Genomic DNA, 17687 nt, shown 5'->3' on the forward strand with positions numbered 1-17687 from the left:
ATTTAGCGGCTCAGCATAGAGACGATGTCACGGGCAGACATGTCGCTGTAAATCTCGTTTCGGGCGCTCTTAACCTGGTGTCCGAAGTGGACTGCGTTAGCGTCACTGCTGGTGTCGCGGGTAAGAGCCTCGCGCAGCGGCTGAGAGAAAAAGGCGCGCTTGGTAGTGAAAGAGCGGGGGAACAGGTTTTCAAGGCTCACGGTATAAACCCTTTCTGTGGTCGGAATCCGGTCGGGACTCCGGTTTGAGAGGTTCTGTATTCAAATGGTTTTCTTTGATGCGGTTGCCACTATATGTCTGAATATGCCCGATATCGAGTTAAAACGGGCAAAAGTGACTAAGTGGATACCGTTCCCAACATGAAAGCTGCATCACACTGTGGACCGGCTCAATGCTCGGTCACGGTCAGTTGTGGGCTCCAATACAATGAAATCCGGAATCAAATGTGAAGTAGGAGTTTGGTTATGGCTATTTCTTCGGCACCCACCCCTGAGTCCCCGGATTCGGCGGATACCTCGGACGTGGCATCGCGCAGCGTTCCGGCGGCAGCGCTCAGTCACGTTGAGGATTTAATTGATTTTGTGGCTGCGTCGCCAAGCTCATTTCATGCGGCACAACAGGTCGTTGACCGTCTGAGTGCAGCCGGTGCCACGGTCATCGATGAGCACGAACAGTGGCCAAGTAAACCCGGTGCCTACGTCCTGCGTCGCGATGGCGCTGCCGTTGCTTGGATCGTCCCGGAGACGCCGGCTGCCGATTTCACCGGTTTCCGTATTGTGGGTTCCCACACGGATTCGCCCGGTTTTCGTGTGAAGCCCAACGCGCGCACCTCCGCCGCAGGCTATGCGCAGGTCGCCGTTGAAGTCTACGGCGGCGCGTTGTTGGGAAGCTGGACCGACCGCGAAATTGAGTTCGCCGGTCGGGTAATTGATAAAAGCGGCAATGAGCACTTTGCTCGCACTGGCCCGGTTGCGCGTATCCCGCAGTTGGCTATCCACCTCAATCGTGCAGTTAATGAAGAGGGATTGAAGCTCCACAAGCAGAATCACACTGCACCAATCATCGGACTGGATACCTTCGGCACCGATGTGCACCAGGTCATCGCCGATGCTGCGAGCCTGTCTATCGACGACATCGTCGCCTGGGACCTCATTTCCTTCGACACCCAGCAGCCGCGCACCTTCGGTGCTCACGATGAGTTCCTGGCTTCAGGTCGACTCGACAACCTGCTCAGCGTCCACTCCTCCCTGGTCGCCTTCGAGACCTTGCTCCGTCAAAACTGTTGCACGTCAACCACCATCCCCGTCATGGTCGCTTTCGATCACGAGGAAGTTGGGTCCGCCTCCACCACGGGCGCTGCAGGGCCACTGCTTGCCGACGTTCTGTCCCGCATCGCAGCGGCCACGGGCGCTGACCTGGAACGCACTCAGCAGCTCTACCGCGGTTCCATCTGTCTCTCTGCTGACGGCGCACACGGTGTGCACCCGAACTATGCAGGCGAACACGAGCCGGGGCACCAGCCGGAACTCAATGCCGGCCCGGTGGTGAAGATCAATGCCAACCAGCGCTACGCCACCACGGCGGCCGGTCAGGCGGAGGTTGTCCGAATCGCAGCGGAAACCTCCAAGCGCATTGGCCAGGAAGTGCCGGTGCAGTATTTTGTCTCTGCGAACCACAAGCCATGCGGCTCCACTATCGGCCCGATCACTGCAACGCGACTGGGTATCGACACCATCGATATCGGAGCTGCGATGGTCTCCATGCACTCGGCGCGTGAGATGTGCGGCACGATTGACCCATGGTGGTTGGCCGAACTCACCGTGGATTTCTGGGGTGCCGGACACTAGCAGCTCGCTGGCAGCGCTGAAGTCGCCTCTAGCAGGGGAGATGTCGGGGCGCTGTGGCCGTCGTGAAGCGAAAATGGGTGAGGGAATTTCCGTAGCTGCTCGTCGTGGAGCCTATTTTCTGTCATGCTATGAACCATGACTGATGCTAACGACACCCTGCCGTCGCACCGCCTTGAAGTACCTATCGAAGAGGCGGTGGCATGGCGTCGCCAACTGCACCAGAATCCGGAGCTGAGCTTCCGGGAGTACAGGACCTCGGACATGATTGAGGATCTGCTCAATCAATGGGACATCCCGACGTACCGGTTAACCCCGACGTCCGTGATTGGCGTCATCGAGGGTACAGCGGGCGACCCCAGCACTGGCCGTGTGATTGGCTACCGCGCGGATATTGACGCCCTGCCGATTCAGGAGGAAACGGGATTGCCGTACGCCTCGCGCACGCCGGGTGTGATGCACGCCTGTGGTCATGATGTGCACACGGCGATGCTGCTGGGCACGGCGAAGGTGCTCTCTGGAATGCGCGATCAACTGCACGGCAAGGTGCTGTGCATCTTCCAGCACGCCGAAGAAATGCTGCCGGGCGGTGCTCGTGAGCTGGTCGACAAGGGTGCCGCCGATGACTTGGATGAGGTCTACGCCTTCCACGTCGCGCCGCATCCGGTAGGGCATGTGGGAATTTGCGCTGGGCGAGTGACAACCATGTCGGGCATCGTCTCCATCGCGATTCGTGGCCGTGGCGGACACTCTTCGAACCCGCAGCTGTCGATTGACCCGGTGCTCATCGCCAGCGAGGTGACTCTCATGCTGAACACGATTGTCTCCCGCGATGTGGATCCAAAGCACATGAACATCGTCAACGTCGGCTCACTGCATTCAGGTGAGGCCGGCAACGTGATCCCGGATACGGCCAACCTGGAAGTGTCCATCCGCTCGGTGGATGAGGCCGACTGGGAGATTGTCTGCCAGCGTATCGAGGCCGTCGTCAACGGCGTCTGCCAAGCTCACGGCGCACAGGCGACTTTTGACTGGCAGATTCCGTACCCGATGGTGGTCAACGCCGACATTGCAGTCAATCGCGCCTGGCATGCGGCGACGAAGGCAGTTGGCAACTCCAAGGTGTTCGCCGCCGATCCGTGGGCTCCTTCGGATGACTTCTCCTATTTTTCCCGTGAAGCGCCGGGCTGTTACATGTTTCTCGGCACCGGTGGCCCGGAAGCGGGTAATCCCTTCTTTCTCCACAATTCCAAGTTTAAAATTGTGGAGAGAGCCATGGTCAATGGCATGCGCACGGAAATCCAAATCGCGCTCGACGCACTGAACCCGTCGAAGAATCATCCGCCGGAGCGCCCTGCCACATCTCCGACCATGCCCGCAGCAGGTTCCGTGCCTCCACGGCCGCGGAAGGCAGGCCTTGGCACGCCACAGTCGCATGCGGGCCAGGCGCGGGCGTCGTCAAGCGAATCGGCGGGGGAGACCTCACCGAGTCCTGAGGCGGCGGCATCAGATAATTCCAATCAGCCTCAGGCACCTAGAGAGGATGCATAGGACAATGTCCACGACCCCCAACGCCCCTAATAAGACGCTCGCTGCCGCACCTGAGTGGTCGAAGTGGGCGATTGGATGGCACGTCTATCCACTGGGGTTTGTGGGAGCGCCCATCCGTGAGAAGGATCGAGGCGCCGCGCCGGGCAATCGAATTCACAAACTGATTGACTGGCTTCCGTACGTCCAGGAGCTCGGGCTCAACGTGCTGCAGCTGGCGCCAGTATTCGAGTCGACTAGCCACGGCTACGATACCGAGGACTACTACCGCATTGACTCGCGCCTGGGTACCGAAGAGGACATGAAGGCTGTCATCGAAGCTGCCCATGAGCGTGGCATCAAAGTGCTTTTCGACGGCGTTTTCAACCACATCGGGGCAGAGGCACCCGCGTTGAAGACCGCGAAGGAAAACCCTGACTCTGAAGAAGCACAGCTCTTTGCGTTTACTCACTCAGATGGCGACATGACCGCGCCGGTGTTTGAGGGCCATGAGAGTTTGGTCGAATTCGATCACACCAGTGACGCGACTGTTGATTTTGTCGTCAACGTGATGAATTACTGGCTGGCGCGGGGGATTGATGGCTGGCGACTGGATGCGGCCTACGCAGTGGACCCACAGTTCTGGCACAAGGTTTTGCCGCGAGTGCGTGCTGAGCACCCGCACGCCTTTATCTACGGCGAGGTCATCCACGGTGACTATGCGGAGATTGTGTCGGTGTCCGGCATGGACTCGGTGACGGAGTACGAGCTGTGGAAAGCGACCTGGTCTGCGCTGAAGGAGGAAAACTTCTTCGAGTTGGACTGGACTCTGAAGCGCCATAACACCTTCGCGGAGTCTTTTGTGCCGGTGACGTTTGTGGGAAACCACGATGTTTCACGCATTGCGACGCAGGTAGGGGCCGACAAGGCCGTGCTGGCGGCGACGGTGCTGTTTACCGTGGCCGGTGTGCCGCTGGTCTACTACGGCGACGAACAGGGCTACACCGGTCTCAAAGAGGAACGCATCGGCGGTGACGACCAGATTCGTCCAGTGTTCCCGGATAGTCCGGAGGAACTCTCTACGCTTGGCGCGGATCTCTACCGCGCTTACCAGCAGCTCGTTGCGGTGCGACGCCGGTTCCCATGGTTGCACTCCGCTCGCGTGGAGACTGATGAATTGCGCAATGGTTTTCTTCGCTACCGCGTGACCGCAACCGACGCGGCGCTCGTGGACGATGCTGCCGAGGCCTTGGGCGAGACTGGAGCTTCCGGCGAGATGCCCTCGCTCGTTGTCGAGCTGAACCTGGAAAACGGCGCAACCAGCGCCGTGATCCGTGATGGTGACCACGTGGAATTTGAGTTTTCCTAGGCTCTCTTGGCGGCTCTAGGCTGCCCTCGGAGAACCAAAACCGCCCGGACACAATGTCCAGGCGGTAATTCTTTCGTGCCCCATCGATGAGTGGGCACAAGGGGTAGTGACTGCGTTTATGTTTGCTGGCTACCCCTGTTTTCGCAGATGCAGTGATTACATCTCTGCGGTCTCAGCAGGGGTCATCTCGTCGGAGGATGCCGGAGTGGTGGCCTTCTGCTCGAAGGTCTCCGACGGGTTGGCCTGGTCGCCGACCTTCACGTCCGAGTCAACCTGATTCGGGGGAGAGCAAGCGACCAGGGCTGCTGCGGCAATGGCGGATGCGGCGATAGCGCCGGCGATGCGGTTACGCATGGATGTGGCTCCTCTGTCGGAAAAACAATAGCTACAAGGGGCTAATAAACTTTTCTCACATTATCTTAAAGCAATATCTTAGAGGATTCTTAACGGCTTGCGGGAACCAAGGGGCCAATCGCCCCCGCGCCGATGCATAGGGTTGCCCCCGGAGTCGCCTTTTCCACATCGACATGGAGAGTATTTCCGCCACCGTTGAGGTACACATAGCGCGGTCGCAGATCGTTGTTCATCTTCACGACTGTGGAACCACCGCGGGTTTGCTCTTCGGTCTCGAAAGGATTGGGGAGCGACAGGCGCACATCCATGTCCTCGGAGGCGGTGGCCGGGAACTCAAGCACCCAGTCACCGAGCTTGATGATGTTCTCCAACTTGATGTCCTCCGACGCGGTGCCGTCCTCGCCAACTGTGATGCGATGGCCACACTGCTCGACAGGGCCGTCAGTGACACGGGTGACCTCGGAGACCTTGGCGTCGATAAGCGAACCGTCTGTATTGAACATGCGCGGGTGACCGGTGACGCGCTCAAACGGCGGGCGATCGGAGACCGCATCAAACACCCGCGAGTACATGTTCATCGGAGCGGCGACGGGCACGAGAACTTCGAAGGGGACGGGCTGGTCGATGAGATTGTAGTCGATCGCCTTGTCGGGGCCAGCGGCATCGGCTTCCTCGCGCAGCGCGGACAGCGACGCCTTGGTGTTGCCGATCCACTCCATTGCGATGCCATCAGACCAGGCATTGCGGTAAGTGACCACGGAAATCGTGGAGGTGACAGCCAGCGCGATGCCCAGCGACCAAATCAGAATGTGCGTACGAGCCGGTAGCAGCGCTGGCGCCTCGTCCTTCGGTGGGAGTCCAGCCAGGGAGATCGCGACGCAGATTACGATCACGAGCGCGACATCAGAGTAGTAGTGCAAAGTGTGCGCCAGCACGCCAGAGGTGTTCTCTCCCGAGCGGAACAGGGTGATGGCGAACAAGGTGGTGAACATGTACGCCACCGATAGCGTCCACGGAGCCCAGCCACGGTAATCGCGGCCGATGAGGGTGGCGGACAGAATCAACAGGATAATGCCGCCGAGAGTAATCAGCTGAGACGAAGCGGAGGCAAACGGCTGTCCCGGAGCCCAGCGTTCCCAGCTTGTTGGTCCGCCGATGATGCCGGCAAAAATCTGGCCGAGGCCGTTGAAGAACAGTTCGGGCTGTAGCTTGTCGGAAATGAAGCCAGTGGTTTCGGCGGGGCCGAAGTAGTACCACAGTGCCCAGGCGCCGGTCAGCAGCATCGATGGGATCCAGATGACGAGGCCACGGCGGAGAACCTGCAGGATATTTCTGCGTTCCATGTAAGCCAACGTGACGACAACCAGCATGGAAATCGGCGCGATAGCCAGGGACTTCTCAAAGAACCCGAGCGCCACGGCCAGCAGCACGAACAGGCCTACGGCCTCCCCCGGGCGAGGGCCGAAGGAACGACGCATAGTCGTGCGAATAGCGACAATCATGAAAACCACGAATGCTAGGTGGAACGGCTGGGAATTGGCCGCGGCCGACCACCAGGTGTCGCCCGGAAGCATCAGCGGAGTCCAGGCGACGACCGTGATGAGGAAGAGCGATACCAGCGTGCGGCCGGTGAGAAGCTCAAAGAGTTTAGCTGTGGCGTATGTCAGCACTACCGACATCACGGCCATGGTGATAGCCGGTAGCCACCAGTTCCACGGCGCGATGAGGTGATAGAGGCCTTGCACCAAGAAGGCCAGTGGTGCAAGGTGCCCGTCGTGATCCTGAAGCAGGTAGTCCTTGCTCAGCAGTGGGGTGTCGTAAAGATGGCCAACAATGATGAAGTCATCCCAGTAAAAACCATGGCTAGTCAGCACCAGAATGCGAGCGACAAGCTGTATCGCAATAACAACTCCGATGAGTGGCCACCACTGCTTCGCAGACAGGTCAAGTCGCTCGCCCCACGTCAATGTGGGCATGTAGTATGGGCGAGAACTTTCCTGCTCAGCGGTGTTGTCAGCACCAGGGGCCTCGGCAGTGTTCACTGCGGAATCCGCGGCTGTCCCCTCATCGCCGACTGGCGGCGTATGAGGGGTTTGGGCAGTTGGGGTATCTCCTGTAGATGACCGCTCGGCTTTAGTCATGGTTCCTTATGTTATCTAGGCCATCTGCTGGGCGCGGTAGGGTAGGCAAAAGTTAGTGCTTAGGGCGTGTCGACACAGGCTTCATACGCCGCTAATGAATACATCAATAATGTTTGAGCAATACCGCTCGAGTTAAAGAAAAATAGGAGCAAGTGGGATGACGCAATCGGCGAGTGCAGCGCGCGCTAACTTCTCGTGGCGCAATATTGACATCATCATTGCAGCTGTTATCGGCGTGGCCGTTGGCCTGATTTTTGTTATCTGGAACATCATCGGCGGTGCGGGCTATGAAGCAGTCAACGCGCTTACTCCTGGTCTTGGCGGTTTGGTCGCTGGTATGTGGTTCCTCGGTGGTCCGCTCGGCGCGTACATCATTCGCAAGCCGGGTGCCGCTATCTTCGTCGAGGTAATCGCAGCGACGGTTTCAGCACTGATCGGTAACCAGTGGGGTATCTCCACCCTGTACTCAGGTTTGGCGCAGGGGCTCGGCGCGGAGCTGGTGTTCCTCATTTTGGCGTATAAGAGCTACAACCTGGTCACCGTGGTTATCTCGGGTCTCATGGCAGGTGTCGGCGCGTGGACTTTCGAGCTTTTCACCGGCAACCTGGCCAAGACTTTCGAATTCAACGTCATCTACCTGATCTCCACGGCGCTGTCGGGTGCCGTCCTCGCCGGTCTGCTGGCTTACTTCCTGGCTAAGGCACTGGCGGCAACTGGAGCGCTGGATCGTTTTGCCATCGGGCGAGAGCGGCACGACGACGTCTAGGAAAATCGATGACAGATGAGGCGTTGACGCGGGGGCCGTCGTCAAGCGGAAATGTCCCTGCGGTGAGCGCGCGGGGGTTCGGATATCGGCACGCGGGGCGCAAAGCTGCGGTACTGAACGACATCACGCTGGACATCGAGCGCGGTGAAAAGGTGCTGTTGCTCGGCGCGTCGGGGATGGGGAAGTCGACGCTGCTCGCCGCTATTGCTGGCGTGCTTGGCGACGACTCCGATGGCGAAGCCACCGGAAAGCTCCTGATTGAAGGTCGTACTCCTGCTTCCGCACGGGGTTCGGTGGGCTTGGTGCTGCAAGACCCTGACTCGCAGACGATTAGTGCTCGCGTTGGCGACGATGTTGCCTTTGGTGCGGAAAACCTGGGCGTTTCCCCAGCTAAGATTGGCAACCGAGTGCGCGCCAGCCTGGATGTGGTGGGACTGGATTTGCCGCTGGACCATCCCACGCACCGGCTTTCCGGGGGACAGAAACAGCGCCTCGCATTGGCGGGTGTGCTGGCGATGGGCGCACGGGTCATTTGCTTGGACGAGCCGACGGCCAACATCGATCCGGCCGGTGTGCCGGTACTGCGCGATGCGGCGATTACCGCGGCGGAGAGAACCGGTGCGGCGCTGATCGTGGTCGAGCATCGAGTGGATGCGTGGGTCGATGTGGTTGACCGCATCATCGTGCTGGGCCGCGAAGGTGTGATTGCCGATGGTGCGCCTCATCGAGTCTTGGAAGACCACGGGCAGGCTCTGACGGATGCTGGGGTGTGGATTCCGAATGCGCCGCCCGCGCTGCCGGGCGCCCGTTCCGTTGCCTGCGACCAGGACGGGCACCCTAGCGGTGACATCGCGATTGAAACCCGCGAGTTGGCCATCGGCTATGGCGCGAAGAAGTCCTGGTTCAGCGGTGGCGAAACTGTTGAACCGATTGCTCGCGGTGTATCAATTTCAATCCCATCTCAAGCTTCCACCTGCATTGTTGGTCACAATGGCAGCGGCAAGTCCACGTTAGCGCTGACGCTCGGCGGTCTGCTTGAGCCGATGGCGGGCACGGTCCAAGTGGCAGGCAGCGGTAGCGCGCCGTGGAAATGGCCATCGAAGAGGTTGGCTACTCGGATTGGCACGGTATTCCAGGACCCCGAGCATCAATTCGTCACCGGCACAGTGCTGGAAGAGTTGCAGCTTGGCCCCAAGCTTGTCGGTGTCAACGCTGATCAGCGCATCGAGGAGTTACTTGAGCGGCTGCGACTAACCGCCCTGACCAAGGCGAATCCATTCTCGCTTTCCGGCGGTGAGAAGCGACGTCTGTCGGTGGCGACCATGCTGGCGACAGCGCCGGATATTGTGCTTCTCGACGAACCGACCTTCGGCCAAGACCGCCGGACATTCACCGAGCTGCTCACTTTGCTTCGCCAACTTGCAGACGACGGTCGAACTGTTATTTCGATTACCCACGATCCGTTGGTGGTCCAAGCAATGGGGGACTACGTCGTCGACATGGATGCGTTTCATCCGGAGCGGTCAGGCCGTGCGGCGCCGGGACAGCGTGGTTCGGGGGAGCAGGCCGGTCCGAGCAGCAATAGCGGTTCGCGCGGCCAGGGCGAAGTAGGAGGGAAATCGTGACTGAAGTCGGTTCCGCCGGTACGGCTGAAGGTACGCAGAGCGCCGAGCAGAGCAAGCAGCCTTTCCTCGCGACGGTCAACCCGGTGGCGAGAGTTCTGGGCCTATTCTTGCTCACCACACCGCTGCTGATTTCCATCGACTGGGTCTCCGCAGTGGTGGCACTTGTCTGCACGCTTTTCTTGGTGCCACTGTCGGGTTTGGGTTTTCGTCGTTTTCTAGGACGCAGCCTGCCGCTTCTTATCGCCGCGCCCATCTCGGGCATCTCGATGGCGCTCTACGGCAACCCGGAGGGCAAAGAGTATTTCTCCTTTCTGCTTGCGCATGTGACGGATAATTCCATTTCCCTGGCCATCGCGATCATGTTGCGTGTGCTGGCTATCGGTACTCCAGTTATCGTGCTGACAGCTAATATCGATCCCACCGATCTGGGCAATGGGCTGGCGCAGGTTCTCAAGCTGCCCAGCCGGTTTGTGCTGGCAACGGTGGCGAGTCTGCGGCTCGTCGGTCTGTTCATCAGTGATTGGCAGGCGCTGACCCGAGCCCGTCGCGCACGCGGTTTGGGTGACCACGGCGCAATTCGCCGCACTATTTCCCAGGTGTTCGCTCTGCTGGTGTTTGCGCTGCGCCGCGGCACCAAGCTGGCCACCGCCATGGAAGCCCGCGGTTTTGGCGCGCCGATTAAGCGTACGTGGTGGCACACCTCGACATTGGCCGCGCGTGACTATGTCACCATGGCTGCCTGCCTCGCCATCGCCGTCGCAGCAATCGGTATTTCCGTGTGGGCCGGGGAGTTCCGCTTCCTGGGCGTGGCGTAGTAAAGGCGTTTCGATCACGATGATTCTGCTTATCGACGGCCGTTCCGGCAGTGGCAAAACCACCTTTTCGGCAAAGTTGCACAGTATCCTCGGCTGGCCAGTTATCCACTTGGAGGATGTCTATCCGGGCTGGTCCGGCCTGCACAAAGCATCGGCCGCAGTCGCGGAGACCATTTTGAACCCCGCGCTACCGGCCGATGAGCGTGGTTATCGCCGTTGGGACTGGTACGCCGGCGAATTCGCTGAGTGGGTGCCGACGCCACCGGACTGCTCTCTCATCGTCGAAGGCTGCGGCGCTGTCACTGAAGCTAATCTTGCCGCTGCCCGCGCCATCGGCGACGGCAACGCCTGGGGAGTCTGGGTAGAGCTGGACACACAGACTCGATTTGCCCGTGCCATGGCTCGCGACGACCACTTCGAGGAACACTGGGACATGTGGGCCGAGCAGGAATCCCAGCATATGGCGAAGCACAATCCGCAACAGCTCGTCGACTGGACCATCAACGTCCCAGAACAGTTAACGTGGAAGCTCTGATGAGAAAAACACTCGCGTGCCTCGGTGCAGGCTTCGGTTCCATGCTCCTCGTCGGCGGACTACGCGTCGCCGCTAATTCGGAGCTACGCCCACCACGCCTGCCCAATCGCAGACCTCCGCGGTGGGTTCTTCCCACAGTAGGTGCCGCGTGGACACTGGCCAGCTGCCGCGCCTACTACGCTCGCGCATCGCATCGCTTGACGACGCCCCTGCTCGCCGGCCTCGCAGTACCAGGAGCCGCAGCGATCGTTTTCGAGGCCGTTCGCCTTCGATGTGCAGCCCAAAAACCAACTCTGCCGCCACACACCGTGGTTGTACTGGGATGCGGATTGAAGAACAATCGGCCCTCGGCCCTGCTGGCCAGAAGATTACAGCGAGCAGTCTCAGCGTGTGATGAGCGTACCGAGCGAATCATCTGCTCCGGTGGGGTCGGCAGTGAAGCGGTGACAGATGCCACCTGCTCCGAAGCGGACGCCATGGTGGAGTGGTTGGAGGCGAACGCTGGGGACGTCGTAAAGCGCGGCGACATCGAGTTGATCCCCGAGGACCAATCGACGAATACGTCGGAAAACATTGACTATGCGTGCGAATTGATGCGCGGCATGGACGGTGCGTTGAGCGCTGGAACGGTTGTTGTGACCAGTGATTTTCATGCGCCACGGGTAGCGAAGCTCATGCGCGAACGGGGGCTGGAACCCTGGTGTGTCGTCGGCGCCTATACGCCGTTGAGGTACTGGGCGACATCGCTGCTGCGGGAATTCCTCGCGCAGTTTATTCTGTGGGCGCCGAGCGGCAACGCGAGAATTTTACGAATTTCGCGGGTAGGGCGAAGCGTTAGCCACTAGTATCGAACGAAGATAAATACGTCGTGCGGTGATAGTGCTGCGTAGAAATGCGTAGAGCGCGATATCGAACACGACATCGGAATCATTAAATCGGGAGGAACACCCACATGGCTTTGACCCCAGGATTCGACCTGTTCCAGCTGCCAGAGGAGCACCAGGAGCTCCGCGCCGTTATCCGTGATCTGGCGGAGAAGCAGATTGCTCCGTACGCAGCGGACGTCGATGAGAACGAGCGTTTCCCGGAGGAGGCCCTGAAGGCTCTCAACGAGGCTGGATTCAACGCCGTCCACGTGCCGGAGCAGTTCGGTGGTCAGGGTGCGGACTCGGTTGCGGCCTGCATTGTCATTGAGGAAGTTGCTCGTGTCTGTGGCTCGGCTTCTCTTATCCCGGCTGTGAACAAGCTGGGCACCATGGGCTTGATCCTCAAGGGCTCCGACGAGCTGAAGAGCAAGGTCCTGCCGGACATCGCCAACGGTGAAATGGCTTCCTACGCACTGACTGAGCGTGAGGCCGGTTCGGATGCCGGTTCCATGAAGACCCGCGCGGTCCGTGAGGGCGATGAGTGGGTCCTCAACGGCTCCAAGTGCTTCATCACTAACGGTGGCCGCTCCACCTGGTACACCGTCATGGCTGTCACCGACCCGGAGAAGGGTGCCAACGGCATCTCTGCATTCATGGTCCACAAGGACGACGAGGGTTTCCGCGTCGGTGGCCTGGAGCACAAGCTGGGTATCAAGGGTTCCCCGACCGCGGAGCTGTACTTCGAAAACTGCCGCATCCCGGCTGACCGCATCATCGGCGAAGAGGGCACCGGTTTCAAGACTGCCCTGGAGACCCTGGACCACACTCGCCCGACTATTGGTGCACAGGCACTGGGCATCGCGCAGGGTGCGTACGACTACGCCGTTGGTTACGTGCAGGAGCGTCAGCAGTTCGGCAAGCCGATCGCTGCTTTCCAGAACACCCAGTTCATGCTGGCTGACATGCGTATGAAGATTGACGCTGCTCGTCTCATGGTCTACACCGCAGCCGCTAACGCTGAGCGTGGCACTGCTGAGGGCGGCGCTCGCCTGGGTCTGATGGCCGCAAACGCCAAGACCTTCGCCTCTGACGTTGCTATGCAGGTCACCACTGATGCCGTGCAGCTGCTCGGTGGTTACGGCTTCACCCGTGACTTCCCGGTTGAGCGCATGATGCGTGACGCCAAGATCACCCAGATCTACGAGGGCACCAACCAGATTTGCCGCATGGTCGCAGGTCGCCAGATCCTCGCAGACGCACAGAAGCGCTAATCACCAGCGCAAACTCTAAGCCCTCGCTGAAATGGCGGGGGCTTTTTCATGCTGCCACATCACTCAGAATTTGTCTCTTAACCCCAACGCGCGCTAGTGACTGCGTTTATGGTCGGCGGCGGTGGGGCGATGCGAGTTACTGACTGCGTTTATGACAGAAATGGCCCGAAAAACGGCTTCAAAGTGTCATAAACTCACACAGTTTCACATTTGCAGCCCGTAAATTTTGCGTTAAGTAGCAAGAAGCGTGTCCAATCGGCGTGCACCGGGGTCTACTTTTCTCTTAACCCCCGGTTTTTCGGCCGTCCCGCACGAGCACCGCACGAGTCCGGCACTCCAGCCCCGCACGAGTCCGGCACTACACCATCCACCAGCTCGCCTGCAGCCGCACGCATCAGCCTCGCTAATCACACCCTCATTTCGCCAACCAAGCACAGGCAGCTACAACGATTGCTTCTGCGCCCCGGTCAAGAGTGGGTTGGAGGTCAGGGGCAAAAGCTGGGTTGTGGTTGCCAACAGCGCTGCTCTCATCCGCGAAGCCGCCGAGCCCCCAGTACGTATATGGCACGCCAAGCGCATCGGGGATGATTGAGAAATCTTCAGAGGCGGGCACTGCGTCCAAGTCGGAGACTTCATCACCGAAGTACGCGTCGAATGCCTCGCGCACAGTATTCGTGGCGTCCCCGTCATTGTTCGTGAGGGGATAGCGGTCGTAGTAAGTGAACTGCGGGTCTTGAGGGCTGCGGGCAGCAACGCACTCTGCTCGTACAATGCGCTCGATTGCCTCTTTGAGGTGTTCGGTCACGGCGCTGTTGTAGGCACGAGTGTTGATGAGCAGCTCTGCGGAGTCAGGGATGATGTTGGACTTAGTTCCCGCCTGAATCGCGCCAACGGTCACCACTGCGGTCTCGGTGGCTGCTACCTCACGCGAGACAATCGTCTGAAGGCGCATCACAATGGTGGATGCCAAGACAACGGGATCGACACTGAGCTCCGGCATGGATCCATGGGAGCCATTACCGTGCACAGTGACTTTGACCGAGAATGCAGAGGAGAGAACTGGCCCGCGGCGAGTGCCCACATAGCCGCCGGGCAAGCTAGCTAGTACGTGTTGACCGAGATAAACATCGGGACGCGGAATAGCCTTCTCCAGATCTGCCGCCAGCATTGCGCGTGCACCTTCGGCGGTTTCTTCAGCGGGTTGGAAGATACCGATGAATGTGCCAGACCACTGATCAAGGTTTTCGTTGAAAGCCTGCAGCGCTGTGAGCAAAGACATCAGGTGGAAGTCGTGGCCACAAGCGTGGGCGACGGGGACCTCTGTGCCGGTCTTTTCATCAATCTGCGTTGCCGTGGAGGCGTAATCTTTGCCGGAAGTCTCCTTCACCGGTAGCGCATCAATGTCTGCGCGCATAGCCACAATCGGCCCGGCACCGTTCTCAATAATGGCAACGACGCCGGTGCCTCCGACGCGATGTGTGGAAATACCCGAAGATTCGAGCTCCTGAATAATCCGGTCCGCAGTGCTGTGCTCCTGCATGGAAAGCTCAGGGTGCTGGTGGAAATACTTGTACAGTTCCTCGCGCTGGGACTGGGTGGACGCGAGACCATTCAGAATCTTTCTGGCGCTCTCAGTATTAGTGCGCATACCTAAAATGTACGCCGACCTAAAGCGGACGGTGGAGGCCCTGGAAGGCATCCCCGTCCCGCCCCAAACCTCTAAGAGCTGCCTACGTCGTCACAAAGAACTTCTGGTTACGCTCGCCGCGGTAGGACTGGGCGGTTGCAGTTGCGGCGATGATAGAGGCAACGATCAGCAGGCCAGCTGTAATCAAACCGAGCACCGACGAGTCTCCGGAGCGTACCTGGGAAATCGTTCCGACCAGCGTCATTGATGCATTAATGACAAAAACTGCCGCCGCCACGGACAGCACCGTGCGCGCTGCAGTCGATCCTTCAAGGAGTTTGCCGGCAAGCCACCAGCACGCAATCGCCGTTGCCGTCTGCGCGATAATCGCGAACGCGAAGCTCACGGCCAAGCTGGTCTGCGCAGCAGAAACCTCGATGTTGTTGGCCTTTGCCGCTTCCGTAACAGTCGCGTCCCATTTCAATAGGGAACTGACCACGGTGAGGATTAGCGCTGGGACGTAAACATATACCGCGAGCCGCCACCACCTAAAGGACTGCGCCGCATGGAAAGGAACGTCTTTAGCCGAATTGACTGCCATAATTCCATACTCTAAACCACGCTGTCGCGGCGCGAAACGTCACTGCTAGGTTGAACTTATCGCTTGCCGACGAGCAGATAACCGGCAACCACCACAAAAGCTAACTTTTATACAGCGCTGGTGCGGTGCGGGTCGGTGAAGTCGACACCTTGGGTTTCCCACACGCGACGCAGTTCGTCAACGCCCTTAGCGCGAGCAAGGGCAAATTCGTTGGTCGTGGCGGGGACCGGCTGGAAGATTGTGACTTCGGTTTCCTCTATCGCGACCGGCGGGATTTCTGCCTTGAGCAGCACAAAACCGGTGAAGCGCGACTGATCCCACAGTGGCTGGCCGAAGTCGATTAGTGCCCCCTCGGTGAGGATGAGGCCTTCGATGCTTGGGGAAGCGGCAAGAATACCCAGCGGGCGGATGACTTCGTCCAGTCCACCACGAATAGGCAAGATGAGCTCGGCGCGCGGGCCAGAGTTGGTGTCCACCACCATTGCGGACGGATCCTGCATCGCCTCGGCACTGCAGCCGAGTGTTGCATAGGTGACAATCCGGTCTGTGTCAGGTCCGAAGCGCAGCATCTTCAGTGGCGCAGAGCCAAGGAAGGTCAGCTGGGCTTCGCCGGGTTTGGACTCTTCAAAGTAGGAGGTAAATGCTGCTCGGACGGCTTTGATGATCGCATTGCTATCAGGGCCGGCGGGAGGAATGGGGCCGGTTAAGTTATCGAACACGGGCGGTACTCCTTGTTGAGGTGGTCATTTTAGGTTGCGGGCGAAAGCTCAACAGCATCAGCCCACGTCGCATCGAGGTTCAAAGTCTGCATCCACGTATCAATGTTGTCACCGTGTGCAGCGATTGCGGCGCGTGCAGTCAGCGTGGTCTCGATAGCGAATTCGGTGAGTTCATCGCTAATCAGCCCTTGAGTGTGGGCCGCGACGAGCTCGTCGACATCTTCAACGCGAATCTGTGTGGTCGCATCGACAGGTAGGGGAGCTATGGCCTCAGGATCGGTCGGTGCCTGCAGGATGTCGAGATACAAATCGGTCATACGCCAGCACTGCGGATCAGTCCGGTCGATGCTGACAATATCGACGTAGCGTTGGTGTTCCACCTTCACGCCCGGGCGGAAGTGATAAATGCTGATGCGCAACCCCTCGTCGGCAAGCAGGAATGACTCAAGATATCCAAACTTTGGATGATCCATCCCACGGCGCATATAAAGGCGGCTGGGAGTGAGAGTTCGGAACTCGTCGACATTGCGCCGAAAGCCCTTGGGGTCGGTGTTGACCATTTCACGTAGGTCAAAGGTCTCGACTTTCGGAGGATGTGTGTCCTGACTCGAGCGAATTGGGGAGAGTGCAGGAGCTGCCGCGGTCGAAGCCGAAGTGGCCGGTGAAGTGGACATGCGAATACCTTAACGTGTAGGGGTTGCCTTTTTGGGCATAGAAAAGCCCTTTCTGCATACGTGATGCAAAAAGGGCTAGGGGAGAACTAGAAAAACTTAGTTCAGGCCGACCGGGAAGACACCGGCGGTCGGAGTGTAGCTGCAGTTGGTCGGACCAGGCTCTTCCTGAGTGGTGATACCGCCCTGCATGACAGCGATGACCACGCCCTTGCCCGTGTCAGCGGTGCCGTTGACAGCGCCCGGGCCCTCCTCGGCGTTGATGCCGTTGTTCTCCAGGGTGGTCTTGCCGTACTTGCCGTTAGCAACGTTGACCCAGTAGACATTCATCTCTGTGTCCTGCTGCTTAGCCAGCTGCTTGGTGCCCAGGCCAGTGAAAATGAAGCCAAGCTGGTTTTCTGGAACACCTGGCAGAGGCAGGTCTGCCGGGCCCGGAACGGTAGTGGCCAGGCCGAAGGAACGACCTTCGCCGCCGATGCACTTGTCGGCAACAGTAGGCAGCAGGAACTGGTTGGTCTTCGGGGCACCTTCCGGAACCTTGAAGCCCGGCTCGCCCTCGCCCTCACCAGTCAGGAAGTCAATTCCCTTGTTCAGTGCGCTGGAAATTTCCTCAGGAACGCCTGGGGAGTTAATGATGTCGCGCGCGTTGCCGTAGAGATTCGGCGAAGCGATGTTCAGGGAGTCCAGCGACGGGGAAGCAGAAGCGGCGGGAGTCATGCCCGCAGTGAGAATTGCAGCTGCACCCAAGGTCGCTGCGGCACGGCGCAGGAAGGAGCGTCCAGTCGAAACCACGGTGAAGAACCTCTCATTCGTGGGCTATTGGAGTCGGAATCAAAATTTCGGAATCGTTGCTCATCTTAGAACGACTCCAACGTGAAATGGAAAGATTTGAAAAAGAAATGTTCAGAATCTTCTCAGGAGATTAACGCACGGATTCCCGTGTGTCGCAAGTTAAT

17 protein-coding genes are annotated in these 17687 nt (G+C 59.2%); 9 read left to right on the plus strand and 8 right to left on the minus strand.

Features of this window, described 5'->3' with window-relative positions:
* Positions 1-2: 2 nt before the first annotated feature.
* Positions 3-200: a hypothetical protein gene (locus EGX79_03900; GenBank protein ID AYX81399.1), complete on the minus strand. Its 198-nt coding sequence runs from the start codon at positions 198-200 to the stop codon at positions 3-5.
* Positions 201-464: 264 nt separating this feature from the next.
* On the opposite strand from EGX79_03900, the gene EGX79_03905 reads away from it, so the two are divergent.
* The 3 genes from EGX79_03905 to EGX79_03915 all read left to right on the plus strand — a co-directional run bounded on the left by EGX79_03905 (position 465) and on the right by EGX79_03915 (position 4740).
* Positions 465-1847: a M18 family aminopeptidase gene (locus EGX79_03905; protein ID AYX81400.1), complete on the plus strand. Its 1383-nt coding sequence runs from the start codon at positions 465-467 to the stop codon at positions 1845-1847.
* A gap of 135 nt (positions 1848-1982) precedes the next feature.
* The gene (locus tag EGX79_03910) at positions 1983-3395 is read left to right on the plus strand and encodes an amidohydrolase (GenBank protein AYX81401.1); all 1413 of its coding nucleotides are present in this window, start codon (positions 1983-1985) and stop codon (positions 3393-3395) included.
* A 4-nt stretch (positions 3396-3399) separates the two neighbouring features.
* Complete coding sequence (locus EGX79_03915; GenBank protein AYX81402.1) at positions 3400-4740, plus strand: alpha-amylase; 1341 nt, start codon at positions 3400-3402, stop codon at positions 4738-4740.
* A 156-nt stretch (positions 4741-4896) separates the two neighbouring features.
* Here EGX79_03915 and EGX79_03920 read toward each other — a convergent pair whose 3' ends face one another.
* Positions 4897-5094, minus strand: coding sequence for a hypothetical protein (locus EGX79_03920; GenBank protein AYX81403.1), 198 nt, complete (start codon positions 5092-5094; stop codon positions 4897-4899).
* 89 nt (positions 5095-5183) lie between these two features.
* Complete coding sequence (locus tag EGX79_03925) at positions 5184-7235, minus strand: hypothetical protein (protein ID AYX81404.1); 2052 nt, start codon at positions 7233-7235, stop codon at positions 5184-5186.
* Between the two features lie 157 nt (positions 7236-7392).
* Here EGX79_03925 and EGX79_03930 point away from each other — a divergent pair, with 157 nt between their 5' ends.
* From EGX79_03930 to EGX79_03955, 6 genes are all read left to right on the plus strand, one after another.
* On the plus strand, positions 7393-8001 hold the full coding sequence (locus EGX79_03930) for a hypothetical protein (GenBank protein AYX81405.1): 609 nt from the start codon (positions 7393-7395) through the stop codon (positions 7999-8001).
* Positions 8002-8009: 8 nt separating this feature from the next.
* Positions 8010-9626 (plus strand): ABC transporter ATP-binding protein, encoded by a 1617-nt coding sequence (locus EGX79_03935; GenBank protein AYX81406.1) that lies wholly within the window; start codon positions 8010-8012, stop codon positions 9624-9626.
* Entirely contained in the window at positions 9623-10441 is an 819-nt protein-coding gene (locus EGX79_03940) for an energy-coupling factor transporter transmembrane protein EcfT (protein AYX81407.1), read from the plus strand. The genes EGX79_03935 and EGX79_03940 overlap by 4 nt, the downstream gene beginning before the upstream one ends.
* Positions 10442-10460: 19 nt before the next feature.
* Positions 10461-10976, plus strand: a complete 516-nt coding sequence (locus EGX79_03945) for a hypothetical protein (protein ID AYX81408.1) — start codon at positions 10461-10463, stop codon at positions 10974-10976.
* Positions 10976-11821, plus strand: coding sequence for a YdcF family protein (locus EGX79_03950; GenBank protein AYX81409.1), 846 nt, complete (start codon positions 10976-10978; stop codon positions 11819-11821). Before EGX79_03945 ends, EGX79_03950 begins: the two co-directional genes overlap by 1 nt.
* Positions 11822-11928: 107 nt before the next feature.
* Entirely contained in the window at positions 11929-13113 is a 1185-nt protein-coding gene (locus EGX79_03955; protein AYX81410.1) for an acyl-CoA dehydrogenase, read from the plus strand.
* Positions 13114-13528: 415 nt separating this feature from the next.
* On the opposite strand, the gene EGX79_03960 is transcribed toward EGX79_03955, so the two are convergent.
* From EGX79_03960 to EGX79_03980, 5 genes are all read right to left on the minus strand, one after another.
* Positions 13529-14761 (minus strand): amidohydrolase, encoded by a 1233-nt coding sequence (locus EGX79_03960; GenBank protein ID AYX81411.1) that lies wholly within the window; start codon positions 14759-14761, stop codon positions 13529-13531.
* Positions 14762-14843: 82 nt separating this feature from the next.
* The gene (locus EGX79_03965; GenBank protein AYX81412.1) at positions 14844-15341 is read right to left on the minus strand and encodes a hypothetical protein; all 498 of its coding nucleotides are present in this window, start codon (positions 15339-15341) and stop codon (positions 14844-14846) included.
* A 107-nt stretch (positions 15342-15448) separates the two neighbouring features.
* Complete coding sequence (locus EGX79_03970; protein ID AYX81413.1) at positions 15449-16060, minus strand: suppressor of fused domain protein; 612 nt, start codon at positions 16058-16060, stop codon at positions 15449-15451.
* Between the two features lie 29 nt (positions 16061-16089).
* On the minus strand, positions 16090-16734 hold the full coding sequence (locus EGX79_03975) for a DUF402 domain-containing protein (GenBank protein AYX81414.1): 645 nt from the start codon (positions 16732-16734) through the stop codon (positions 16090-16092).
* A gap of 96 nt (positions 16735-16830) precedes the next feature.
* Complete coding sequence (locus EGX79_03980) at positions 16831-17523, minus strand: hypothetical protein (GenBank protein AYX81415.1); 693 nt, start codon at positions 17521-17523, stop codon at positions 16831-16833.
* Between the last annotated feature and the right edge of the window lie 164 nt (positions 17524-17687).

The organism is Corynebacterium jeikeium, assembly GCA_003955985.1.
In the GTDB taxonomy this organism is placed as follows: domain Bacteria; phylum Actinomycetota; class Actinomycetes; order Mycobacteriales; family Mycobacteriaceae; genus Corynebacterium; species Corynebacterium jeikeium_D.